The 25,161-nt window shown below is 41.3% G+C and carries 20 protein-coding genes, 1 tRNA gene and 1 pseudogene; 13 read left to right on the forward strand and 9 right to left on the reverse strand.

The annotated features are described in order from the left end of the window. The 3 genes from V7K56_RS12860 to V7K56_RS12870 all read right to left on the reverse strand — a co-directional run. On the reverse strand, positions 1-1,430 hold a 1,430-nt coding region (locus tag V7K56_RS12860), incomplete at its 3' end, for a tetratricopeptide repeat protein (RefSeq protein WP_334910975.1). Positions 1,431-1,734: 304 nt separating this feature from the next. Then, positions 1,735-2,358, reverse strand: coding sequence for a chorismate lyase (locus tag V7K56_RS12865; RefSeq protein ID WP_334910977.1), 624 nt, complete (start codon positions 2,356-2,358; stop codon positions 1,735-1,737). Between the two features lie 200 nt (positions 2,359-2,558). Further along, positions 2,559-2,639 (reverse strand) — tRNA-Leu (locus V7K56_RS12870). Positions 2,640-3,172: 533 nt separating this feature from the next. Here V7K56_RS12870 and accC point away from each other — a divergent pair. Then, positions 3,173-4,516, forward strand: a complete 1,344-nt coding sequence (accC, locus tag V7K56_RS12875) for an acetyl-CoA carboxylase biotin carboxylase subunit (protein ID WP_334910979.1) — start codon at positions 3,173-3,175, stop codon at positions 4,514-4,516. Between the two features lie 164 nt (positions 4,517-4,680). Here accC and V7K56_RS12880 read toward each other — a convergent pair whose 3' ends face one another. Then, the gene (locus V7K56_RS12880; protein WP_099100806.1) at positions 4,681-4,974 is read right to left on the reverse strand and encodes a YggT family protein; all 294 of its coding nucleotides are present in this window, start codon (positions 4,972-4,974) and stop codon (positions 4,681-4,683) included. Positions 4,975-5,359: 385 nt separating this feature from the next. On the opposite strand from V7K56_RS12880, the gene psbX reads away from it, so the two are divergent. From psbX to V7K56_RS12900, 4 genes are all read left to right on the forward strand, one after another. After that, positions 5,360-5,479, forward strand: coding sequence for a photosystem II reaction center X protein (psbX, locus tag V7K56_RS12885; protein WP_334910982.1), 120 nt, complete (start codon positions 5,360-5,362; stop codon positions 5,477-5,479). A 247-nt stretch (positions 5,480-5,726) separates the two neighbouring features. Further along, the gene (locus V7K56_RS12890; RefSeq protein ID WP_334910984.1) at positions 5,727-6,641 is read left to right on the forward strand and encodes a Ycf66 family protein; all 915 of its coding nucleotides are present in this window, start codon (positions 5,727-5,729) and stop codon (positions 6,639-6,641) included. A gap of 47 nt (positions 6,642-6,688) precedes the next feature. After that, positions 6,689-7,249, forward strand: coding sequence for a TolB family protein (locus V7K56_RS12895; RefSeq protein ID WP_334910986.1), 561 nt, complete (start codon positions 6,689-6,691; stop codon positions 7,247-7,249). A gap of 74 nt (positions 7,250-7,323) precedes the next feature. Continuing rightward, entirely contained in the window at positions 7,324-7,848 is a 525-nt protein-coding gene (locus tag V7K56_RS12900; RefSeq protein WP_334910988.1) for a TolB family protein, read from the forward strand. 160 nt (positions 7,849-8,008) lie between these two features. Here the strand turns inward: V7K56_RS12900 and V7K56_RS12905 are convergent, their stop codons facing one another. Then, positions 8,009-9,016: a succinate dehydrogenase/fumarate reductase iron-sulfur subunit gene (locus tag V7K56_RS12905; protein WP_334910990.1), complete on the reverse strand. Its 1,008-nt coding sequence runs from the start codon at positions 9,014-9,016 to the stop codon at positions 8,009-8,011. 1,471 nt (positions 9,017-10,487) lie between these two features. Between V7K56_RS12905 and V7K56_RS12910 the strand changes: the two genes are divergently transcribed. Beyond that, positions 10,488-10,925 (forward strand): AbrB family transcriptional regulator, encoded by a 438-nt coding sequence (locus V7K56_RS12910; protein ID WP_094350106.1) that lies wholly within the window; start codon positions 10,488-10,490, stop codon positions 10,923-10,925. 148 nt (positions 10,926-11,073) lie between these two features. Next, complete coding sequence (locus tag V7K56_RS12915) at positions 11,074-11,952, forward strand: CPBP family intramembrane glutamic endopeptidase (protein WP_334910992.1); 879 nt, start codon at positions 11,074-11,076, stop codon at positions 11,950-11,952. Between the two features lie 101 nt (positions 11,953-12,053). On the opposite strand, the gene V7K56_RS12920 is transcribed toward V7K56_RS12915, so the two are convergent. After that, positions 12,054-13,016, reverse strand: coding sequence for a M48 family metallopeptidase (locus tag V7K56_RS12920; protein WP_334910994.1), 963 nt, complete (start codon positions 13,014-13,016; stop codon positions 12,054-12,056). A gap of 404 nt (positions 13,017-13,420) precedes the next feature. On the opposite strand from V7K56_RS12920, the gene V7K56_RS12925 reads away from it, so the two are divergent. The 4 genes from V7K56_RS12925 (at position 13,421) to V7K56_RS12940 (ending at position 16,747) form a co-directional block, all read left to right on the forward strand. Continuing rightward, positions 13,421-14,986, forward strand: a complete 1,566-nt coding sequence (locus V7K56_RS12925; RefSeq protein WP_334910996.1) for an ATP-dependent DNA helicase — start codon at positions 13,421-13,423, stop codon at positions 14,984-14,986. A 20-nt stretch (positions 14,987-15,006) separates the two neighbouring features. Continuing rightward, positions 15,007-15,141, forward strand: coding sequence for a hypothetical protein (locus tag V7K56_RS12930; protein WP_334910998.1), 135 nt, complete (start codon positions 15,007-15,009; stop codon positions 15,139-15,141). A 17-nt stretch (positions 15,142-15,158) separates the two neighbouring features. Further along, positions 15,159-15,374 carry a DUF2839 domain-containing protein gene (locus V7K56_RS12935; protein ID WP_334911000.1) on the forward strand — a complete coding sequence of 72 codons (216 nt, stop codon included), beginning with the start codon at positions 15,159-15,161 and terminating at the stop codon, positions 15,372-15,374. Positions 15,375-16,402: 1,028 nt separating this feature from the next. Then, the gene (locus V7K56_RS12940) at positions 16,403-16,747 is read left to right on the forward strand and encodes a DUF1815 family protein (protein ID WP_334911002.1); all 345 of its coding nucleotides are present in this window, start codon (positions 16,403-16,405) and stop codon (positions 16,745-16,747) included. A gap of 617 nt (positions 16,748-17,364) precedes the next feature. Here the strand turns inward: V7K56_RS12940 and V7K56_RS12945 are convergent. Further along, positions 17,365-19,434 (reverse strand): CHAT domain-containing protein, encoded by a 2,070-nt coding sequence (locus V7K56_RS12945; protein WP_334911004.1) that lies wholly within the window; start codon positions 19,432-19,434, stop codon positions 17,365-17,367. Positions 19,435-19,550: 116 nt separating this feature from the next. Here V7K56_RS12945 and V7K56_RS12950 point away from each other — a divergent pair, with 116 nt between their 5' ends. After that, positions 19,551-20,045 carry an acyl-CoA thioesterase gene (locus V7K56_RS12950; protein ID WP_334911006.1) on the forward strand — a complete coding sequence of 165 codons (495 nt, stop codon included), beginning with the start codon at positions 19,551-19,553 and terminating at the stop codon, positions 20,043-20,045. Positions 20,046-20,278: 233 nt separating this feature from the next. Here the strand turns inward: V7K56_RS12950 and V7K56_RS12955 are convergent, their stop codons facing one another. Both V7K56_RS12955 and V7K56_RS37075 read right to left on the reverse strand, forming a co-directional pair. Continuing rightward, a complete protein-coding gene (locus tag V7K56_RS12955; protein WP_334911008.1) occupies positions 20,279-20,476 on the reverse strand; it encodes a hypothetical protein in 198 nt (65 codons plus the stop codon). Between the two features lie 281 nt (positions 20,477-20,757). Next, positions 20,758-21,006, reverse strand: a pseudogene (locus tag V7K56_RS37075) (transposase); the annotation flags it as partial. 616 nt (positions 21,007-21,622) lie between these two features. Here V7K56_RS37075 and V7K56_RS12965 point away from each other — a divergent pair. Beyond that, positions 21,623-24,397, forward strand: a complete 2,775-nt coding sequence (locus V7K56_RS12965) for a glycoside hydrolase family 10 protein (RefSeq protein WP_442940023.1) — start codon at positions 21,623-21,625, stop codon at positions 24,395-24,397. Positions 24,398-25,161: the final 764 nt, after the last annotated feature.

Genomic DNA, 25,161 nt, shown 5'->3' on the forward strand with positions numbered 1-25,161 from the left:
CGGTTGTAGTAAGCGTCAGTGTAGTTAGAGTCAAGTTTCAGGACTTGGTTGAAGTAGTTAGGGTCAAGTTTCAAGGCTTGATTAAAGTCAGCAATGGCGCTGTCGTGGTCTTTTAACTCATAGTAAGTAGTCCCTCGATTGTAGTAAGCGTTAGCAAGCCCTCGGTTGTAGTAATCTGTGGCTTTGGAGGGGTCAAGTTTCAGGGCTTGGTTGAAGTCAGCAATGGCGCTGTCGTAGTCTTTTAAATCGAAGTAAGCAAACCCTCGGTTGTAGTAAGCGTCAATGTAGTTAGGGTCAAGTTTCAGGGCTTGGCTGAAGTCAGCAATGGCACCTTCGTAGTCTTTTTGATTCCGGCAAGCAATCCCTCGGTTTTTGCAAACTATAGCATTGTTAGAGTTGAAAAATGGTTCTAAATGTCCCTGGATTTTTGCTACGGTTTCTAGTACTGAATCAGATTCAGTGTTAGCTAGAAACATCTGAAGATCTATTTCTGCGGTAAAAAGAGTCTGTTTTTCGGCTTCTTTCAATGCGTCAGTCAGTCTACTTTCCTTAAGACTAGATTGTGTCAACCAGCTCATTAAGCTATCAGAGAGTCCTGGATCGCTGTTAATTGAGGAAATTTCTGCTTCACCCAGGATTATGTTAGTAAGATCCTTAATCTCCTCTAACCCTATTGACAGCTTCTGATCAATGTTGACCACTTCATTAATCAAACCTTGTAAAGAACCTAAGTATTCCCCAATATATTTGTCAAAATCAATGGCACCTCTTGCCATCTCCGCTGCTTCTTGCTGGATGTCGGCAATTTCCTTCTGAAGCTTATGAGTCTCGCTATAAATGCGCAAATGACCGAGCATCTCATCAAAAACCTGTCGTTGAACCTCCTGATCGTCAGCTAACTTGGCGAACGCACCTTGGATTAATTCCAGCTTCTTCAACATTAATAGTGAAGCACTACCAACCAATTGAGCTGCTTTTAAAAGTTGAGATTGCTGATTACGATAGATCAGTTGCAGATCTGGATCTTGTCCAGCTCGTCTCACCAAAATAGTTCGCTTGTCTTCTAGGGCAGAAATTTTTTGGTATTTTTTTGTAGTAATGCATTTAATCTCATCAACTAGATCAGCAAAAAATTGAGTATAAACTGTTTTTTGAGCCTGGATAAAATCGATAATCGACTCATAGTCGTTCATGAGGCTATTGAGATTCTCAAGGCTTTCATCGACGCTAAGAGGCTTGCGGCTCAGTCCCAGAAATGTTCGTCTACCTTCTTTTACCAACTGGCATCGTTGACGGATATCGCTGTTTCGCTGCTGAAAGCTTTCACTTAACAATACTGGTAGCTGATATTCGCGTTGATAGATTCGGACAACACGGGTTTGTGTGTTGAATACTGTATCGGGATTCTGGTTACCTTGTTTGTCAGCCATTGTCCTCAATGTTCCTTGGTTAAAGGGTATTAGTATCATTAGAAGATGTTTTAAAAGGGTCTTTTGTTCTCATATTGAACACAACGGAGTATCTCAGTACATGGCTCAAACCTTAGTTTTTCGTTGCAGTTGACTTGAGTCAGAACGGGGAAATTATACTTCATGAATTGCCCCTACGGGAAATCAAGGCTTTCACTGCCTTTTTGCGTAAGTCCTAAATAATTCAACGTTCCTTTGATAATTTCATTGCATGATTTCAGCTACTTAGCTTTACTCGATAGCGATCAGCCTAGTTCATGGCTTCTCACTGATTTTTGGAATTTAATTGCATAGGCCCCAAATATTTGGTTAAATAAGGTGAAAAAACCTCATAAATTAATGTCAGTGGCTGCCCGTGATGCCAAAACAAATAGTGGCGACCCCAAAAAGGCCCGGTTTCACCAAAACCGGACTCTAGTGCCAATGAGTCACCGTAGTAAATTCCTCGAACATCCCGATACAATTCTGTGCGAAGACGAGCTAAACTTGCCCAAATTGGTAATGAACGGTTTTGTAAATACTCATCGACATGACTGGCTTCCCACCACGAAGTAGCATAGGCTAATCGTTGACCAGAAGCGGTACGTAGCCATACTTGTCGCCGTAATCGTGGTTCTGGGACAGTTTGGATTAACTCAGGAGCAGCATCCAAGTCGATGCCAATCAATGACATATCAATAACATCTACTTCTACAGCCTCTCCTGTAAGCAATTCTAAGTGACGTGTTGGGGAGCCGTCACCCAAAAGCATTAGCTGCCATGCAGGTGCCAACTGAGTGTGAGGTAAACTTTGTTGAATTATTTCCTCCCCTCCTTGCCAAATCGGAGTGAGGCGATGCCAAGCTGGTGGCAATGTTAGATTGTTTGTCGGCGTAAAAGTAATAGTCAATGCTTTTTACAAAACTTCACCTATTTCTATAAAAGCATAAAGAACTAGTACTTTGACAAGGCAACTTTACTTAGTATGTAGTAAGCAGTGAAATGCCTTTGAAAAAGACTAAAGTCATCATTGTAAACTTATATTTAAGGGTAAAAAATATAAGGTTTTTTGACCTCTGACCATTGACCCTATGCTTAAAAAATCAAAAATGCGGATGGCGAGACTCGAACTCGCAAGGCAAAGCCACACGCACCTCAAGCGTGCGCGTATACCAATTCCGCCACATCCGCATGGTTTGTCTAAATATAGACTATAGCATAAGAAAATAATTATAGTAAGGAGATGTCTAAATTCAGTTGCTCAAAAATATAAATTTTCTCAAGGCGGTATCAGACTGACAGAAATTTAGCAGTTCTATAAGTGATATTGAAAAGGGTAGAGCTACTGTGTTCGCGGAGTGCAATGGCGTATCCGTCTGCTGTAGGCGATTTCTACGACGGGCTATAATGCACGCTCGATAGCGCAGCTGTAAAGCCTACGGCATAGCTTCTCTTCGAGACGCTGCGCGAACGCTTAGAGCGACGCAAAAGTGTCTAATTCGCTATCGGCATCGCAAAAGCCCAGCTTGGTAGTCTAGCCAAGACTTACAGCAGCAATGTTGTTAGTGTAGTAAGACCTGTAGAGACAGCAAGCCTGCAATTTTGCGTTTGCTTAGAGTCAGGGTGGCGAATCTCCTGTGATAATTTGAAATAATGCGGAAGCGTTGTTTTAGGTTGGATCGGAGAAAATGTCAATCTACTGGTAATGATATCGAAACTAAAAAATGAAGTTTGACAAAATATTAATTGCCAATCGGGGAGAAATCGCCCTTCGCATTCTCCGCGCCTGTGAAGAAATGGGAATTGCCACAGTTGCGGTTCACTCCACCGTTGACCGTAATGCTCTGCACGTCCAACTTGCTGATGAAGCAGTTTGCATTGGCGAACCTGCTAGCGGTAAAAGTTATTTGAATATTCCTAATATTATTGCTGCTGCACTGACGCGCAATGCTACTGCCATTCATCCAGGCTATGGTTTTTTGGCAGAAAATGCCCGGTTTGCGGAAATCTGTGCCGACCATCATATTGCTTTTATCGGCCCAACTCCAGAAGCTATCAGGCTGATGGGGGATAAATCCACTGCTAAAGAAACCATGCAAAAAGCTGGAGTATCGACGGTACCAGGTAGTGAGGGATTGGTAGAATCCGAGCAAGAAGGATTAGGATTCGCCAAGGATATCGGCTATCCAGTGATGATCAAAGCTACAGCAGGTGGCGGTGGAAGGGGTATGCGCCTAGTTCGTTCGGAAGACGAATTTGTTAAACTTTTTCTTGCGGCCCAAGGCGAAGCAGGAGCAGCTTTTGGGAATTCTGGCGTTTACATAGAAAAATTTATTGAACGTCCTCGCCACATCGAATTTCAAGTTTTGGCGGATAACTACGGTAATGTCATCCACTTGGGTGAACGGGATTGCTCAATTCAGCGCCGGAATCAAAAGCTGTTAGAAGAAGCTCCTAGTCCGGCTCTCGACCAAGACCTACGTGAAAAAATGGGACAAGCTGCGATCAAAGCTGCCCAATTTATTAACTACAGTGGGGCGGGTACTATTGAGTTTCTCTTGGATAGATCCGGTAAATTCTACTTTATGGAAATGAACACTCGGATTCAAGTAGAACATCCTGTAACAGAAATGATTACTGGGATAGACTTAGTTGCCGAACAAATCCGCGTTGCTCAAGGTGAAAGACTCAAGCTTACCCAAGAGCAAGTAGTATTACGAGGTCATGCGATCGAATGTCGAATCAACGCTGAAGATCCTGATCATGACTTTCGCCCTTCTCCTGGACGGATCAGTAGCTATCTGCCCCCCGGAGGCCCTGGTGTGCGGATTGATTCCCACGTTTACACAGATTATCAAATCCCACCCTACTACGATTCCTTGATTGGCAAATTAATCGTTTGGGCGCCAGACCGACCCACTGCTATTAACCGGATGAAACGCGCACTGCGGGAATGTGCCATTACTGGACTACCTACCACCATTGGGTTTCATCAAAAAATTATGGAAACTCCACAGTTTTTACAGGGTAATGTCTATACAAATTTTGTGCAAGAAATGAACGGGTAGGGCAGTGGGGAGCAGGGGAGCAGGGAAGACAAGGAGGAATTATTGAAAATCTCTCTCCGAAGTTCTGATCGCCGGAAGCCGGCGCTCAGACTTCTCTCCTTGTCTCCCCTTTCTTTCTTGTCTCCTTTGTCTCTTCTCCATGCCCAATGCCCAATGCCCCATTTTTAATTAACACGAGATAGCATAGTCAGCAATCCTTGTTGACCTAACAGAATTTCTCGCAGCAGGCTGAAGATACCAACCCAAATAATAGGTGTAATATCTACCCCACCTATAGGTTGCACCAGTTTTCGCAAAGGTATTAAAAATGGCTCAGTGGGCCAAGCTATTAAATTAAACGGTAAACGATTCAGATTCACTTGCGGATACCAAGTGAGAATGATACGAAATATAAATAAGAATGTCATTACCCCTAACACAGGGCCAAGAATCCAAGCAGTCAGGTTAACACCAGTCATCGGTTTCAAGTACTATCTATCTGTAAAGAAAGAAAAAATTAGGTAACAGCAAGCCTTTCGGGTTCCCCAGTCGCTCATGGGGTGAACTCCATTGGCGCTAGCCTCTCCCTTTGGAAGAAGACCGTGCTGGCTCACCGCGCTTTGCGTAAACATAGCCTGTCGTAGACATCGCCACAAAATTTTAAGCTTTGTAAAGCACTCTGATCATCATTTTAACTAAATGCTGTCATTTCTTTCTGAAATAGAAAAGCGAACTCGCTGACGTGGTTAACTCAACAAATGGTAAAAGCAGTTACCAAGTTTAGCAGTTCAGAGTTAGAGGCTTCTCAAGAAAGTAATACACTATTAAAATTAGGATGAAGTGTGTAAAAAAAGGTTGAGAAGTATGACGCCTTCTTTAGCAAATTTTCTTTGGAGTCTGTTATGGGGTGCTGCAATTGTGGTAGTACCCGCTACAGTTGGTCTAATTTTCATTAGCCAAAAAGATAAAATACAGCGTTCATAATGCTTATGAGAGTTAATTTAACTCTCACAATCGATTGTCTGTCAGCTATCTACTTAATTACACTAAAAGCAGCAGTTTCTGCGGTTGGTGGCAGTTGTAGATGACAGACATAGACGTTTTTACTTTTCGGTGAATAGCTTCAGAGCTTCTTTGCCAGAGGCTTTGAAGCTTCAATATATTGTGACTAATTAGAGTAGTGATTTTAATTGTGACTCGCTAACATAGATTTGATATTGGGAAAACAGCAATGATAAATTTTGGGCTGAACTCAGCCAGTTTTCTGGCTCAGGTAAATTTTGGGGCAAACTCAGCCAGTATTCTAGGAATTTTCCTGGCTGTGGCTGGGGCAGCACTGTATTTTCTCCGCACTGTGCGTCCGGAATTGTCACGGGATCAAGATATCTTTTTTGCGGCAGTCGGCTTACTTTGCGGCTTCATTCTTATCTTTCAAGGATGGCGGCTAGACCCGATTTTACAATTTGGTCAGCTACTTTTAGTTGGCACAACTGTGTTTTTTGCAGTTGAAAGTATTCGTCTGCGGAGTATAGCTACCCAGCAAGCAAAGCGCAACACTCCGATTGTGGACGAAGATCGATCGGTTAGCGATCGCTATTCGTACAATAATCGCAGCAGATATCAGGCTGAGATGGAGGCAGACTTAGATCCATTGCCTTATGAAGAGGAGGAAGAACGCCCAGTGCGTGCTCGGATTCGCGGTAGCAGGGATGAGATTTCAACTCGTGATGACTACTATCAAGAACAACCTCCCCGTCGTACAGAACGCCGCAACAGCAGCAGTAGTGAAAGACAGGCTCCATCTGATAGAACGCGTCGGCGGACTTCTGGGCGTGCTGTGAATCGCCCTTCTGAAAGCTTTGAAGAAGAGAATTGGGGTTCTTCATCTAGGCAAGTTGATGATTGGGAAAATTCAGGTGGAGAAATCAGAAAGCCTTCTCGCCGCAGTAATAACGGGTCCCAGCGTCCAGAAAGTCGTGAAGATGATGTTGCTCCCAGACCAAGAAGGCGTCGTCCACCCGCTGACTCAACTCCTCGAAGACCGCGCGAAGATGATGAGGCGATCCCAACTGATTATGTGCCATACAATCCGATTGAAAAGCCAAAGGAGGAGCTAGATAATTCGACCGATTTTGATGATGTTTAAAACAGTTGGCGTGCAATTAGGTTCAGAGGCGACGGAAAACAGTTGAGGTGGAAAAATTTACGCCTACATTTTGGCTCCAAAGACCAATTCATTGGAGCCTGGTATTTGGTTTAACAAGTTTGCTTGTATCTTGTAGTTCTAACAATATTCCCATAGGGCCTACTTCTCTTAACAGTCGCTACACCGAGGAGCAACCTGCTTTAAGTGGAAATGGGCGCTTTTTAGCGTTTGTATCTAATCGGAATGGTAATCAGCAGCTACTAGTGTACGATTTGGAAAGGCAAGTGTTTATTGGCACACCAGGCATAAATCGACAAGAGACAATTGCCGAAAGTCCTAGTTTGAGCTATACCGGGCGTTATATTTCATATCTTACTAGTGACCAAGGTAGACCAGTGGTAGCGCTTTACGATCGCGCTACGCAACAGTCGCAAATTGTCACACCAATTTATCGCGGCTGGGTTAGAAAACCAAATATTAGTCCAGATGGACGTTATGTTGTCTTTGAAACCGCCACTCGTGGTCAGTGGGATATTGAAGTTCTAGACCGAGGACCAAATATTGAGTTAGATATTCCCAATGGTGCAACTGTAGGTTCACCTCCGTAGGGGAGAAGGTGAGGAGTTAGGAGTTAGGAGTTAGGAGTTGTGAGACTATTGACTAATGACTAATGACTAATTATATGAAACGTGTTTTTTTTATACCTATATTTTTCTGTTTAAGTTTATTGACTGGGTGTTTTGGCTACCCTCGTATTTTGAATTATCCATTTGATCCGGGGGGTCGGAGTCTCAATAGTTTCGCGTCGGAATTAAACCCCGAAATTTCTGGGAGATACATCGTTTTTATTACTGATAGACGTGGTAGTCAAGATGTTTATATGTTTGATATGGTAACTCGTGATTTGGTTGATTTGCCAGGTTTAAATTCCTTTGATGCGATCGCAAATCATCCTAGCGTTTCACAAGATGGTCGTTATATTGTATTTGCAGCTAGCCGTCAGGGGCGATCGGCTATTTTTCTTTACGACAGAGAAACACGCCAATCACGGAATTTGACCAATAACCTGCAAGCGGAAGTCCGCAACCCTACAATTAGCGCTGATGGTAGCAGGATTGCTTTTGAGTCTAGTAACAATGGTCAGTGGGATGTTTTAGTATATGACCGTTTTGGACAACCGTTGAATATACCTCAAGAACCGCGTTGAAGAATGGGGATTGGGGACAAAGCAGGGAGCAGAGGAGCAGGGGAGACAACAGACAAGGGGGACAAGGGGGACAAGAGGGAATTATTGAACAAGTCTCTCCCAAGTCTCCCCCGTCTTCCTTGTCTACCTTGTCTCTTCTTTATGCCCAATGCCCAATGCCCTATTCTCTACTCCTTTCTACTTGTTGAACAGATTCAATGAGCGATCGCACTTGTTTCGTTCCTTCAGAAGCTTCAAATGATAGGGGAAACTTACCGCGCAGGATCATCCGTAAACCGAGGGGTGCAAGACTGAGTAATCCTTTTAAATCTCGAAAGTAGTTACCAACTACTTGTAAACCAAATTGGCGTTCATCAATCCAACCACCTTCTTTAACTAAATCCACCAATACTTTTCGGTGACGAATTGAGCGACTATCACTGGCTTGTTTCTGGGTGAGAATTTCTTGTTTAACTTTGGTGATTTGTTCTAATGGTGCAACTTCCATTGGACAAACAGAATCACAGTACAAACAACGAGTGCAACCCCATACACCTTTAGTACCTTCGTTGTAACTTTCTAAGCGATTTTCGGTATCGCTATCGCGGGAGTCTGCTACCATTCGGTAAGCTTTGGCAAGGGCATGGGGGCCTACAAAGTCTGGATTAACTTCACGAGCGTTGCATTCAGAGTAACAAGCTCCGCACATAATACAGTTACCAGTTTGATCGAGGCGCGATCGCTCTTGTGGTGTTTGCAAAAACTCTCTTTCTGGTACTTGTCGTGCTGCCGTACTTACATAAGGAGCAACTGCCTCTAGATTATTCCAAAAGCTGCTCATATCTACGACCAAATCTTTAATCACAGGCATATTGCCAAGAGGGGCGATCGTAATTTCACCAATAGCATTTACTTTACTTTGGGATGATGGTATTTGTTGTAATCTGGCGAGTTCGCTCCCAACATTTTCTTTACAAGCTAAAACCGAACGCCCATTAATTCGCATAGCACAACTACCACAAATAGTATTGCGGCAATTTTTGCGAAACGCTAAAGTTCCATCTTGCTCCCACTTAATACGATTGAGGCAATCCAAGATTGTATTACCTGGTTCGGCCTCCACGAGGTAGGTTTGCACAACAGGGGAGGAATTTTGTTGCTGTCGAATGACCTTAAAAATAACTTCCATAACCACTAACCAAAATTTTAAAATTACTTCACCAGCCTCAACAATTATGAGTTAAAGCAGGTAGTTACGAAAAGTGAGTTATATTTTTTCGCCCCTAATTCAAACTCTAGTGTTAAAAGGCTGACGATTAAAGGGCGACTGACTTCTAGTTTAAGGATAAGCATTAAAATTTTACTTGTAGTAGCGTTGTAGGCAAGATTTTTGTCAAATTTTGAGTTAAAACGCCAAAAATGTAATCGCAGCTTTGCATTGAATTTACCTGTTTGGGAATGTAAGGGAAAGAGAGTTTGCTTAAAAAGTAACTTAAGTTGATCTTTGACCTAGCGATCATATCCAAATGAAATGCATGTGAGGTTAGCAACACGTCTTGATGTCAACTTGAGTTAAGCAGTCCTGACAGTAAAATTCCGTCAAGTGGTAGTAAAGGCGGAATTTTTGATTATATAGAAGTGTAAAAGCCCATGTTTAATATATAGTAGTGGCAATCAAGCACTAGACAGATGTTAAAAGATTTGTTCTTCCCGTAGACAGACGTGCAAAATCTTCTGACCGCTTTTGACCTAAAGATAATAAACCAAGGAAAAATCCTCACCACTTTTAAAGAAAAGTTAGAGCACCGCGAAACCCGCAGGTGCGAGACTTTTCGCTTTTTGGCTTGCTCTCAATCAAGTAAATATGGGATTGAACTCATTGGTCAAAACTGCTCGTCTCAATTATATAAACTTTTATAAAAGCCAGATAGCAATGCTCGCGCTTGCAATAAAGGGTTAAGAAAATCGTCACTGCTTTTTTCTTCTTTAAGTCCAGGAATTTAAATAAAAATTTACTAGCAAATTTAATTCAAAATTAAACAACTATTTTGCTATTATTAGTCCATGCTAGTATTTAATATAAAATTGCGAAGTAACAAAACCAGAATCAATAGCCGTATCAGCGCGGTTAATACTGCTTTGTTGATTCGTAATGTAGAGACAAGAAAATTCGTGTCTCTACTGGTAGGACAAAAGGGTGTATACCTGTAGGACTCTATTGAAATACTATGCTGTCCTAAGCTTGAGAGGACAAGTGGAGAAAATTCTACTTGCTCATTGGCAAGAAAGGCAAGCACTGAAAGTGAAAAACCTGCAATTCTTTGGGTCTACGACTTATTTGCAGTAGAACCTAAGCCCATTTGTAAAGGTGGCTGAAAGTTACACCGCTACAGTAGCGCCAAAGGAAAAAATAGTTTTTTTTCTGATGGCGAATAATGGTTAAAAGTGCCGTAACATCGCCAAAATTAATGTCTGTGGCAACTATGGCCTCTAGTTGGTTGTGGACAACCATGTATGGAAGTACTTTTGCCTCCTATCAGCAGGAATTCACCTGTTACGCCAGGGTCTTCAGTAGCTCTATGCAAATGCTAAAAAATTAAATGCTGGCATGAGACTACATTGTTTATCAGTTTGGAGAGAGTAAGGAAAATTTGAGCATAATGACTGAAACTGCAACTGCGCCATTAACTGGAAAAGCACTACTTGCTAAAGTAAAAGAACTTTCCACATTACCACGCCGAGAAAGAGCTAAACAGTGCGGCTATTACACTGTTACTAAGAATAACCAAGTTCGTGTCAATCTCACCGATTTTTATGACGCTTTGCTATCTGCTAGGGGAATTCCTCTAAGTCCAGAAGCACCTAAAGATGGTCGTGGTCGCGAACCGACATATCGAGTTAGTGTCCATCAAAATGGTCAGATTGTAATTGGTGCTACATATACCAAAGCAATGGGCTTGAAGGCTGGAGATGAGTTTGAAATTAGGCTGGGATACAAACATATTCACCTGATCCAATTAGGTGAAAGCGATAAAAAACTAACCTCACAAGATATAGATTCTGACGAATCAGACGAAGATTTGGAAGACGAAGAGTAAATTTGCTGATGGTAGGGATAAGTTTCAGGTGATGATAACTTGTCCTTACTCCAACAGCAAATTGGTAGCCAAGTAAAAAATACGATTAGACCCCTTGCAAAATTCACCAAATTTAGTAGAGTCTTGATTAATCAGCAAGAAATCTATAATGCAAGAAGTCTATCGTGTTTTTTTGTTTATTTTGATAACTTTCTTTGAGTCTTCGGTCAACGTCTTACTGGCGTTTATAGAAAATGCATCGGCACTAGTTATAGTGACGGCATTTTTTGTTTGCTGGATAGTTTGCTGGTTGCCAGTAGCAACAGTATCAGCAATATTGCTTAATTGGCAACCCTCTAAATCTTTACAGCCAGAGCAAAAAATGCCTTTATTGGTGTCACTTTACCTATTAGCTCCTCTGATTCTCTGGGGAGTTGTTTGGTTGACTAATAAATCTTTTTCAGATTACGGCTTTGTTGCCAATCTTTCAACTCTTAGTTCTTTAGCACTAGGTTTTAGTTTGGGAGTGCTGAGTCTAGCCATTATATTTAGTGGGCAATTCGGATTGGGTTGGTGTTCTTTTGAGAAGTCGAATTTCAAATTAGTATTACCCATATTGCTACCGATTTTCTTGATAGCGTTGTTAGTCAGTGGGATAGAAGAGTTAGTTTTTCGCGGTTTCTTGTTTACAGAATTAGCACAGGATTACCCAGTTTGGGTGGCAGCAGCAATTTCTAGCTTGATTTTTGCCTTGTTACACTTGGTTTGGGAGCAACGCGAAACTGCACCCCAACTTCCTGGATTATGGCTGATGGCAATGGTGCTGGTATTAGCACGCTTTGCTGCAAGTGGTAATTTAGGTTTAGCTTGGGGATTGCACGCGGGATGGGTATGGGCGATCGCTACCATAGATACAGCAGAACTAATTACTTATACAGGTAAAGTCTCTGACTGGTTTACAGGTAAGAATAAAAAACCTCTAGCTGGCTTGGCGGGAATTATTTGTGTATTGGCAACTGGAGTAATTATCTGGTTCTTCTCTAGGTAGTGTGTAAGCCCTGGTAAAATTTGGTTGCTGTAATTCCTTACAACCAAATATATATAGTGCATTAGGCAAATCTAGCGCACTATATACAACTTCATTTAAAACTACTCAGACCTTTTCATTCTGTCGATTTCTCGTTGTAATTCTTCAATTTGACGGCGTAAAACTTCTGTTTCATTTTCGGAAGATTCTGCTGCAACATTTACCGATCCGGAAGCAGGCGATCGCTGATAATTTCCTCGGCGAATTTGCTGATATTCTTCGGATACTGCCCACGATCGTAAGTAATGTAAGCGTTCAACAGGGAAAGGATGACTCAACATCATACCCTGAGCGCCATTGTATATCAAGAATTTATATATCTGATTTAGTCCATCCTCATCCAATGCCTGATAATTTTCTGACTGCTTGATAAACTCTTGTAAACTACATTCATTGGCATATTTATTACTACCGCCAGAGAGTTTCATCATCGTTGACATCACAGGATTCAAATCATCCATCACTAGTAGTGCAGCGCGATCTGACGATAACTCCGCTTTGCGCCGCCACTCAAAAAAGGCGTAAATCAAGCCTTGTGTGACAATATTACCGATGCCAAAGGTCAATTCTCCCAAGGCAGAAGCAGCACTCATCGCCCACATCGCCATTTGAATTAAAATAGTATGACCACATTTAATATGCCCTAGTTCATGGGCTAGTACCGTCCTAATCTCGGCGTCATCTAGTAAGTCTAGTATCCCTGTATTTATGACTATGTAAGGATTCTCTTGCCCCAGCGCATAGCTATTTGCTTGGGGATTTTGCGAGACAAACAGTGTTGGTTCTGGGTAAATGTCCAAATCTCGGACGCATTCCCGAAACATCTGATAAATAGTGGAATATTGACGCGGCCCGACTTGAATGGTGTTACCCATTAGATAGACTAATTGAGGGCGTTCGTAGATAAATTCCACAAATTTACGAGCGATTAAATCAAATCCTGGCAAATTTCGTAAAGCTTGCTCGGCTTGACGATCTAGTGGATGCCTGAAGGCTTCGCTAGAAATTCCTGTGTAAGTTGGCATAATTTAGGGTATTGGGTAATTGGTCATTGGTCACTGGTCATTAGTCATTAGTCACTTGTACTGAGCGTAGTTGTTGGCGCAGCCTCTCCAAAAGTTGTATTGGTCATTAGTTCTGGATCAATTGCAAAGGCAAAGCGCAAAGTCGAGCCAGTCGCAAGGGAAAGGGTTTCCCGACTTGGGCGTTAGCGTAGCGGTAGCGACGCAGGAGCGTCACTGGCGTTGAGCGGAGGTTTCCACGCTCTCGCGCAGCCCGCCGAAGGCATCAGACGGCAGTTCCTTTAAGCGGGGGAACCCCGCCAACGGACTGCCTCAACTTTGTAAGAGAGGACAAATGACAAATGACAACAAGATAATAGAAATGGGGCTTTGTTCGTAAAAGTCAGTTTGTATGGAATTGAAAGCGTGTGATTGAGGCAGAAGTTCATTTGTCACTACATAACTTTTTGCGATCGCAAGCGGGGTTCCCTTCCTGGCCCCATCATTTGACGATGGCAAGGTTGGTAGCACGCGCCTTGCGCCTGGGACGTAGTGCCCTAATTCAAGTAGGGGCGGTTTGTGGCTATCAAGGGCGGTATCGTACTAGTTTCGTAGCATCAGCCCTGATGTGGCACGGCCCTGTAATTATTGTTGCTCAAGAAGCAGTTCAGCAACTTCTGCTGCGGGTGGAAATTCCCCGTCTACAGCAGTGGCTACCAGCCAATAAATCGATTAGAACAGGTGACGGTTGGCCTGATGCCCAGTTCCAAGGGCTACTGTTAACTTCCCCAGAAGCTTGGTTAAGAGGACAATTGGCTGGTAGCTCACGCTTTCCCCAAGGCATTCCCACAATTATTGATGGGGTAGACGATCTTGAAGATTGGGTGCGTGATCAACTTACCCAAGATATTCAACCCGATGATTGGGATCAACTGATGCTGGCTTGTCCAAACCAAGCTGAGGCAATTCGCGAAGCACGGATACAACTAACACACGAACTTTTTCAGCATCCTGCTAATCCATATCAGTGTTATCTAATTTCCCAGCCAGAAATAGAAATTTTGAGTCGTCTGTGTTTGGCTTTAGATCGAGGCAACCTCCCAGATAATTGGAAAAAATTCTGGCAACAATTTCAAACCCTTGATGAAAATCTTTCCCCCCCTGCCTCCCCTGCTCCCCCTGCTCTCTTCTGGGCAACTATTGCCCATCGACAAGGTTTATTTTCTTTGCACTACGCCCCAATGGAATTAGGGGAAATACTCTCGCCTATTTGGCAGCGACAACCAGTAGTTTTAATTGGTAGTGCTATCGAACCAGAAACTGAGGCTCCCCTTTTTTGCCAGCGCCTGGGTTTAGACGATTTAACTTGCCTGAAGTTCTCCTCGGAGAGTCAAGGAGAAGCAATTCAACTGTATGTACCTTATAAGTTGCCTCTACCCAACACGCCAGAATTTCAAGCGGCATTTATTCATAAAGTCCGCACACTGGTTTGTCTAAGTGCGACAGCACCAGGATTGACAGTTGTCTTGGTGGGGGATGTACCACTCAAGTCTCAAGTGGCAACAATTCTGGCCTCAGAGTTTGGTTCGCGGGTGCAAGTAGAAAAAACTTGTTTAGATGAAAATGGTATTTTGATTAGCGGTTGGGAATTTTGGCGAGAACATCAACGAGTCTTGCCAGCACCCCATCTGTTAATTATTGCTACTTTGCCCTTACCATCTTTGGAAAATCCCTTGGTAGCTGGTAGGGTAGCTCTTTATAAGCGATCGCATCAAGATTGGTTCCGTTTATACTTGTTGCCAACAGCTTTAAATGAATTACAACGGGCGATCGCTCCAGTACGAGAAAGTCAAGGGATTGTGGCTTTGCTTGATAGTCGTGTAGTTAACCGCAGCTATGGCGCTCAAATTCTCGCAGCTTTAAGTCCTCTAGCACGCATTAACTATCTCGATCCCAGCCTGTTTTCCAATACCGATGAGGAAAATTCTGCTTAAAATTCAATTACCAGTGCCCAATGCCCAATTTAAATTTTGTCAACCAAAGTGCGATCGCAAAGAAGCAAGCACTATTATCAGCTTATGGAAGTTATGCGATTTATCGCCTCTATGTAGGCATGATTACTGGCAAAATAAATTTAGAACCTAAGTAGAATTTGAGTTGCTGATTATGGGTGAAGCAAAACGTCGTAAAACCACACTAGGGAAAACATACGGTCAAGAGACTCGGATCTTGTCTTGGGTTCCGATCACAAAAACTCAAGGCGAACAATTTGTCACTTGGACTACTCGTGGTGCTTGGATAGGCATTGGTCTTATGGTTGTAGCATGGGCAACAATCCGCTTTATCGGCCCAGCTTTCGGTTGGTGGCAAGTAGTCTATTAATTTTTAATTCATAATTGAATTAGTTGGATATCTAGACTCCAACTAATTCAAGACCACTAAAAAAGATAATGAAGCGCAAATATCTCGCCAATAATTACGAATTACGTTAGTGCAATGGTGGCGATTTTGCTTCCCCTATGGGAAAGCAAGCTAGGCGCAGCCTCTTGTTGAAAGCATTATGACAAATTACGAATTAGTTAACTGAGTTATTAATAAAAAATAATTACTCACTTTGGATAGATAATCGAAATATATTATATATGCATTAAATTTGGCACAACCAAACTAAAATTATACTTCTAAATTACAGTGCTTTGGTTCGTACAACTTTTTGAAAATAATCTAAAAATACCTGAAAATATTGCCTAAATGGCAACATTGCTCTGCTGAGTTTAGGTATTGTCAGTGTTAAGCTTTCCCATTGTGGATTCTACACTCACACTTGTCTACTAATTACATTGGTTTGGTATAAAATATTGCATTTATTCTCTCGCAACTACTTAACCTATAATTTGCACTGTCATCTGCTTAACTTTATATATATAGGAGGAACGAATTTGGTATAACTAATTATTTGTCTATACCAAAATCTACGTTAGAAAGAAAACAGATTAAACATCTAAGCAAGAGACACTATAACGATGCAAAACTACATTATAGCATTTAATAACAGTGTATTTGACTGCACATAGCCAATAAAAACCAAATATGTAGCTTTTTTGCAGTTGACTAGTGCTAGATTTAAGTTACTCTTAAAGCGGATCGCTTACTCTAAGAATCTACCCTGACAGCAGTGTATAAAGATATAGTTAAATTTAGCAATTCTGTCCGAAATTTTGAATTTGCAAACTGAATAGTTTGATACGGCCCTCAAAATCTCGATCCACTACCCTAAACAAGGTAGTCAATTAACGACTCAATATCATTTGTCTGGTAATTGTAATGAATAGTTTACAATACCAATGGGTGAGAAAATCTAAAGAAAATATAAAAGAAACTCAAATTACTGTGGTGTCTGGAGGACAAAAGTGTTTCTGAGACTAGCACATCAACATCGACAATTCGTCCAAGACTTAGTAATGAACCTGCAAGCCTTGGCGATTGTATTAGAGCGGCGTGGGTATCCTGCATCCTGCTATACCTGTGGCGACCAAATGAATAGTGCATCGTTTATGGTTAGCTTGGGTGATAACCATCTGATTCGATTTTTAGTGTCCGATTACGGCATTACTTGGACAGAAATGCGGGATGACCGCGAATTAATGAAGCTAGAGGGTGCGGAGGCAATTAGCCAATTAGACGAACTGGCCGATCTTGTCAAGCAATCTATGCAAAGTGATACAAGCTCTAAAGCTCTTGCCAAGAAGTATTAAGGTTTCAGAGGTCGATGGCAAATTAGAAATTGATTATCGGTAACTGTTAATCGGTAATAGTGGCTTAGTTAGCGATCGCTCTTACCTACTTCTCCATTACCATTAAGTGATTGGCTATGGCTGGCCCATCGTATACCTTTTTATATTTACCAAAACCTCATGAGCCGGATTTCCAGTCTTTAGCTGGAAGGTATTAATACACACTAAAATCAGAGGTTTGGTAGTTGAACGCTCCTCTTTTCCCACAACTTCATCAAAACGCGAAAACTTCTCTACGAGATGCTGCGCGTAGCTTACTTCCCCTTAGGGGTACGTTAAGCTTTGCTAACGCAGTTTTCGTTAAGGCAATGTAGAAGGACGTTATTAGGGTCAGATAGTGAATCTGATAAATAGTAGTAATTAAAGTAAAATTCATAATTCAGGAGTAAAACACGCTTTATACCTCAATACCGTTTACTTAAGCTTTTTTCTCTCCCACTGCCTCCCCTGCTCAAGAACAGCCTGCCTTAACAGATAAATTCTTAACTAAACAGTATTGCTTTATACCTGGCTAACAGACGAATCGTTGTGTACCTCACCGACTTAAAATCTGCTGTATCATGTCAGATGCGATACACCTAAAGTCCATTGCCAATTAAAATAAAGGGTGCCCAATAGTACGGGTGACTAAAGTCATTAACTGCTGCTACGGGTACATTATGACTTATTTCCTTCCAGTTTCCTGTAATTAATGAGATTTGAGCTTGGCGTAAAGCTTCAGTTTTAGTCAGCTTTTCAGTAGAGAGTATACTATAAAAAGCACTCATAAGTGCTTGTGTACCACCATCATCTACAGACCACAAAGAGGCGATCGCAGCTCTTGCGCCGGTTTGTTGCATCTGATAGCCGAAGCCCAAAATTTCCTCACCGTTACCTAACTTGCCTCCCAAGCCGGTTTCACAAGCGCTCAACACTACCAAATCTACATTCGGGAGTGACCAAGTGGCGACATTTCTAAAATTAATGCGATCGCCATTCCCAAATAAAATAAATGAATCTTCTGGTTTACCCACTACAAAGGCTGCATGAGTCGCTAAATGGACAATTGTATAATCATCCATTTGGGGTACAGCGACTTTAGGGGTAAAGGCATCGTCTAAAAGCTTCGTAGTTTCAGGAACCGCAGCTGCTAGACTTTCCACTTCCCGCGTTGCAAAGGGTAAGCCAGTGAAAGCAACCTGTCGATTACCAACTTTGATTTGATAATTACCTTTAGTAAAAGCACCAGCTAAAACCCGCAAAGTCGATTGTTTTGGGGTGTTTAAGTTAGTCAAACTGGCGGATGTAATGTGATTCACATTGAAGCGCTGCACTAGCCATTGTTTGCCGTCATATAAAGCAGTTAAAGGAATATAGCGTAACCGATCGTCTGGAGCGTAAATCAAAGTTTGCGTACCTGATAGCTTCAAGTCTTTCTCCATCGGTTTAATTAGCCAGTCATATAATTGGCGTGCAGGTGTTTTGATGTTTCGACTGGGATTGATTAAAGCTTGGTGGAAAGCATCAATTGTTTGATAAAGGTTTTCGCGTTTTACAGCAACGGTGCGATGAATTGGTGGAGATTCAGGAGTTACCAAGACCAATTCTAAACTATCTTTTAAAATCAGTGGGTAGAGTAGTGCCGATTTTTGCGGCAATCGCGCCAAGTTATCTCGAAGTTCGTTGAGACTTTCCAAATCCAAATTTTGCCGCCTCGCTGTACGGCTAATTTGCTCTACCTGTGCTTTCACTGAAGGACTATTGATAAATTCGTTAAATCCATCTAGAAGTTGCTGTTGATTTAAGACTAATTGCTCAATGCGTTGTTTCTGTTGGAGCGATCGCTGTTGAGGGGAAATTTTACGTAGTGTTGTCAGTTCTTTACCTAGCACAACAGCATTATCCACACTTTGATCCAGCTTTTGTTTAATTGGTTTTTCTGGTGCCGCTATATTAATACCTTTGACAGTACGTTGATTACCTGGCACAGTCTGGAGATATTCTTCTAGTTCTTCAACTTTGAGTAAATCTATTGTTCTTTGTGCTTCAACAACACGTTCCTGTTTCAGCAATCGTTCACCCAAAATGCGATATGTCTGGCTAACAGTTATGTTGTAAGCATCTGGTTGTGTCGCACTCAGTGCTGATGGATTCAAGCGAGCTTTCTCACGATTAATCAAACAATGCTTGTAGAAAAAAATTGCTAACTCTGGCTTGTTTTGGATATCGAATAAGTAACCTATGTTACTGTAGGTTTTGCCAAGTCGAACCAAATCTCCAAGTTCTTTGTTAATCAATAAGGCTTGCTGATAGGATTGAAGTGCTTCAGAATACTTTTTTTGAGTTTGGTAGATTCTGCCAATATTATTGAATGTTACCGCTTCCCAAGAGCGCTCTCCAAGGTCTCTACTGATAGCTAATGCTTGCTGTAATTTCTGCAACCCTTCTTTCGATTGACCTTGCCGAGATTCTTCGATCGCTTCTTTGTTAAGCCTTGCAATTTCTGAGAGTTGATTATTTTTGGGTAAAGCTTGAGCTTTTTCTCCAGATTCGTGCCTCAACCTTGCATTCGTGTTTACCTGGTTATTGTCTGGATACACCATCCCAAAACCTAGTAAGCTAAGTAGAGATAAAGTAACAACACTCACATGCTGGAGATTAAGCTGCATAACAAAACACTCTCTATGCTCGGAAGGTAAATATTAAATCAATAAGTCCAGCAACGCAATTAATTTTTATGCTATTCAATAATTTGGAAAATTTATAGGTACTGAGAAATTTGAAGATGTCAGAAAAAAAAACCAGTCAACCAAAACTACCACCAACCAGCGCTCTTGAAAATCCATCCAGTCACGAGTTTGGGAATTGGTTTGAATATCCTGTTAGAGTGCAACCCCACCATACTGACTATGCCGGTCTTGTCTGGCACGGTTCCTATATAGCTTGGATGGAAGAAGCGCGGATTGAATGCTTGCGATCTATAGGGATTGAATTTACTGATTTAGTCGCTATAGGCTGCGATTTACTAGTTGTAGAACTGTCAGTGCGCTATCACCGTTCAATTCAATTGGGTATGGCAGTGGTGGTAAAAACGCGCATGGCTGAAGTAACTGGTGTTCGCATCAATTGGGATTATGTCATTGTCTCAACTGATGGACAACAATTGTACGTCACTGCCAAGGTGACTTTAGTCGCTTTAGATCGCGAAAGAGGGAAGATTATGCGTCAGTTACCGGCAAGTGTTAAGGATGCATTGGCTAAAAATTTCAGTATTAAATAATAATTGAATAATAAAGGTTTTAAACACCATATAAACCTTGACGCCAGTTATGTCAAAGTTAAAAATTTTGTCATTTCATATTTATCACAAAAGAATTCAGTAGCCAAGAATCAGAATTCAGAATTGGAGTCCGACTTTCCGCTGAATCCCTTAGTTTCTTTTTCTGACTCCTGAATTTAGGTTTCTGAATTCTTCAAGCTTCGCTTTTCTTAGCAAAAATGAAGTATATATTGTTACTTGCCACTTTTGATCTGCGACAGACTTTGAGCAAACTGCGTTACGTAATGCCAAATATCTTGTGGAGTAATGCCAAAACTAATATTTAATAAAATAAGGATTGCCGCAAGAGTTAATGCAGTGCTCACGGTTGCTTTCAGCAATTTCCATAATATTATGAAAACTATCCAAGCTACAATCAACGTAATAATCATATTTGTTAATTCCTTAATAATTGCCCTTGTCTGAAAGTGGGTTGACTCAGAAAGGGTAAGTTTTTTTGGTAATAATCACTAGTATAAAAGATGCTAAACCCAGTTTTTAATATTTACTAAAATGGCGCTTTTTGTGATAATTAGCCTGGAGATATTTTACCTAAAAACGAGAGAACCATTTATGTAATATACTAGTTTTCTTTGCAAAGTTTTTGTAAAGCTTTTTATTTTTTTGTAGAAAAAATTATAGATATATAGAAGTCGAAGCATAAGTTAGGACGTTAAACAAATAGCTGTATCAACTCTCTCCCGAAAATCTTCGATAGTACAGTACCTTCTGATTTTCTAACAAGATTTTTTATGAGAAACCAATAATGCTCAATATCGTTAAAGTAAGGAGAGTAAAGCAGCAAATACTGAATTTCACAGCCAACTGATTCAATTAATTTCTAAATTTTATCATATTTATGGAAAGTGGCATTATCTAAAATAACGATTTGTCTTGATTTGAGTTGAGGTAAAAGTTTTTTTGATGCCATTTATACTTGGGTTTTGCTGCCATTTACCTGAGCGAATTGTTGAAACTCTTCTAAATCAGTAATTTTGGTTTATATCCTTGCTGATATCCAATTTTTGCCTGATGATCTCCTGTTTCTTTTCTTTGATTTAGGTGAGGGCTTTAAGATGCACAAGTATTACTTTTGGAATTCACAAAAACCCTGAAAAACAGATAATTAAAACAAATGTGGCATTTTTTATTTTAGGTTTCAGCGAAAATTCTCTGCAATTACGCAAAAGCCTATAGAAATTAGTAAACGCAAAATTTTAAAAACCTATTTACTAACGGAATTAAATTCACAATGTAATAGCTAACAATTTCTATAGAATCGCCTGGAAAGTTGAGTATCCATCTTGGCATTTTTTACTGGTTTTGATAGGCTAGATTAATAAAGGTCATTCACTAAGTACTTCTACGAAAAGCTTATAGGAATTCTATTTGATTTTTGAAAAGCCAAACATTAGCTTTCCTTAATCAGGGTGAGAATCTCAGTAAACTTACTAGGAATCAAGCTAGAGTCCTATATTGTGTACTAATGAATTTTGACTAATAACTAAATTAATTAATAATGAAGTGAGGAGCCACTGGTGAAGTATCAGGAAAACCAAAAATATATAAGTTTAAAAATTAAAAAAGCTAGAAGATTATTTATTTTAAGTTGTGAAATTGTAGTTTTAAGTTTTTTGAGTATTTTGCCAGTAACGGCGGCGACTGAAGAACCCGTATTGAGTGTAGTGTATGGCCAAGAAAATGCAAATCAATGGAGAGGGATAAGCGATCGCTTACAAACAATAGGGATGAAATATTGTGTAATTTCCCTAAATGATGTCAAGAGTGGGGGAGATTGGGGCGATCGCCGCGTATTATTTTTACCAAACGTCGAGACATTAACACCAACTCAAGCGATCGCTCTAGAAGATTGGATGAGTAGGGGAGGGCGTTTGATTGCTAGTGGGCCTGTAGGTAGTCTGTCATCTCCAGGAGTACGGCAGTTATTGCGATCGCTCTTGGGAGGTTATTGGGGATTCAGCCTTAGTGACACAGAACAGATTCAAGCTGCAAAAACTAAGATCCCAGAATGGACAAATCAAACTGGACTCTTTGGTAAAGTGCGCGGGGGTGTTGTGATTCCTAACGATATGGGCACTGAATCTCCTGCTGTTTGGAATTCCAAAGATAATCCGGCCGCAGTAGTGACAACTGAGCGTTCAACTTTTTTGGGCTGGCGCTGGGGAACAGATACAGCATCAGCAGCCGAGTTGGATAATGCCTGGTTAAAAACTACTATCAATCACTATTTAACAGCACTAGCGCCATCAAATCGGACAAAAAAAATAGTAGGAGGTTCCCAAAGCTGCTCTACAACGGTGGCGGCTGCGCCGAGAGGGCAAGGTGGTAGTTCATCTGCCTTATCCCCCTCATTCACTCCTCCTAAAACTGCCACTGCTCCCATACCTAGAGCGTTACCTATGGTCAAACCCCCAAGTTCTCAGGAGGCTATTGACCAGTTAGAACAAGCAGTGCGTTTGGATGTTGCACCCAACTCCAATGAGCCGATTGATCACAACCAAGCGATCGCTCTCCAGCAAGAGCTAGAAAATCTGATTGGTCGAGTGGAAAGCGCTCAATTAGCGGTATTAGCCGATGCGGCTAATGTTGGTGAAACAATATCTGAGAAGAAGCAGTTTTCTAGGGATTTGAACACCCCCCAGGCTGTCAAAGAACAGCCAACGCAATTGGCCTCAACCAAACTGGGGGCGCTAGCCATAAGTAAAGACCAAGCTTTAGCACAAGCAAGGCTAATTGCCAAAAATTTACCCCAATTGATTGCTCAAAAAAACTATGCTTTGGCTCGTCAGCAGTGGCTGGTCGCTAAAACGACTTTGTGGCAGCAGTTTCCTATTGATCGGAAGCTAGCTCAACCAGAAATTCGCGCAATTTGGTTGGATCGGGGGACGATTGTTCGTGCTGGTAGTAAGGCGGGACTAGCCCAGATTTTTGATCGCCTCGCCCAAGCCGGGATTAATACCGTCTTTTTTGAAACTGTTAACGCTGGCTATACAATTTATCCGAGCCAAGTTGCAAAAGAGCAAAACCCATTAATTCGTGGGTGGAACCCACTGGAAGAAGCAGTGAAACTAGCCCATGAGCGAGACATGGAATTACACGCTTGGGTTTGGACTTTTGCTGCTGGCAATCAACGTCATAATGAAATTCTCAACCTTAATCCTAATTATCCAGGGCCAGTACTAGCGGCTCATCCCGATTGGGCAAACTACGATAACCTTGGCAATATGATTCCCGTTGGACAGACTAAGCCATTCTTCGATCCAGCCAACCCCGAAGTGCGGCAGTACTTGCTCAAGCTGTATGAGGAAATCGTCACTAAATATAACGTGGATGGTCTACAGCTAGACTACATTCGCTACCCTTTCCAAGACCCATCAGCAGGTCGAACTTACGGCTATGGGAAAGCTGCAAGAGCGCAATTTCAGAAACTTACTGGTGTAGATCCGGTGAATATTTCTCCTAGCCAAGCAGACTTGTGGCAAAAATGGACAACATTTCGCACCGAGCAAGTTGATAGCTTTGTCGCCCAAGTATCACACCAGTTGCGACAAAAGCAACCGAATTTGATTTTGTCGGTTGCAGTATTTCCTTTGCCAGAAATAGAGCGGATTCAGAAAATTCAACAAAATTGGGAAACTTGGGCAAGGCGGGGGGATGTAGATTTAATTGTTCCCATGACTTATGCTCTGGATACTTCTCGGTTTCAACGACTGGCCCAACCCTGGATTGCATCTAAACAATTAGGAGCTACCTTGTTGGTGCCGGGAATTCGCTTACTTTCTTTGCCAACAATCGGAGCATTCGATCAACTCCAGTTGGTAAGGGACTTGCCAGTTAGTGGTTATGCACTATTTGCCGCAGAGAATTTTAGTAACGATCTCCAAAAACTCTTTAGTAGCACCCAAGGAAGAAGTCAATCCACAACAAGTGAACCGATTCCTCAACGCCAGCCTTTTCAAACTGCTGCTATCCGTTACACCGCGCTACAGCGGGAATGGAAATTTGTTTTTCAAAATGACCAACTCCAGAGGTCTGCTGAGAAAATTTCAGATTTTAACAATCAGGCAGAAGTTTTACGCAGTGCTTTAAATCAGCTTGCTGCTTCCCCTTCTGCTAATAAGTTACTTGTAGCAAAAGCCTCTCTAACTCGGTTCCAGTCTCAATTTCGAGTATTGATGAGCCAAGAAATTAAGTCGAATTCTTATCAAGTCAAAGTTTGGGAAAATCGCCTTGTAACTATAGAAAGGCTATTACGTTATGGCGAACGGCAAGTGCAGTCGCGTCCTTTGTAAAGAAGTAGAGGGGCGAGAAGCAGGGGGACAAAGGAAAATTAATTATTAAAGAATTTTCTTTCTTGTACCCCTTGTTTCTTTTCAATATACAATTAGCTGGATATAAGCTAGTTTGTAATTCTTAACACACTTTTTGTAGTGTTTGTATCCAAAATATTACTACTTGTTTAGCGTCAAAATATTGGAAAATACTTAGATAACTATTATTTGATGATAACTATTCTTAAAATCTATGCAAGCCTTACCTTAGTTCATCTGGCTACAAAGCTTAGAGTTAAGAATTGACTGTTTGTCGCTAATAGTTGTGTTAAAAACATCACTATTAGATTAGATGCTATGTCTATAACTAGCTACGCTTACGCACTAATGTAGCATGGAGTAAAAATATCTTGTTTTTTCATCTTTGCAGGTAGTAAGGTACTTCACTAAGCATGATGTGGTAATGCTTGTAGCTTCTAGAACTAGCTATGAAAACAGCCAATGTTTTTGAAGTTATATATACGTTAGTCATGGCATTGAACGTGTCAGAATTTTTGGAAAAATCTCAGTACTATTACGTATAAAATAGCATCAATTAGAACTACCGTTAGTTGTAGATAACCAAGGTAATATTGTTGGTAATATTACTCCTGAAAGTATCAGTCAAGCATTAGCACAAGAAACAGAGAAAACTAGATGTAATGTAGTATTGGTTCCTTTGAGGTACAATATCATCTTCTCGCAGAGAGACAGTTACTCAAGTCCCAATGGTTACTAGTACGCGT

Source organism: Nostoc sp., from assembly GCF_036917535.1.
Taxonomy (GTDB): Bacteria; Cyanobacteriota; Cyanobacteriia; order Cyanobacteriales; family Nostocaceae; genus Nostoc.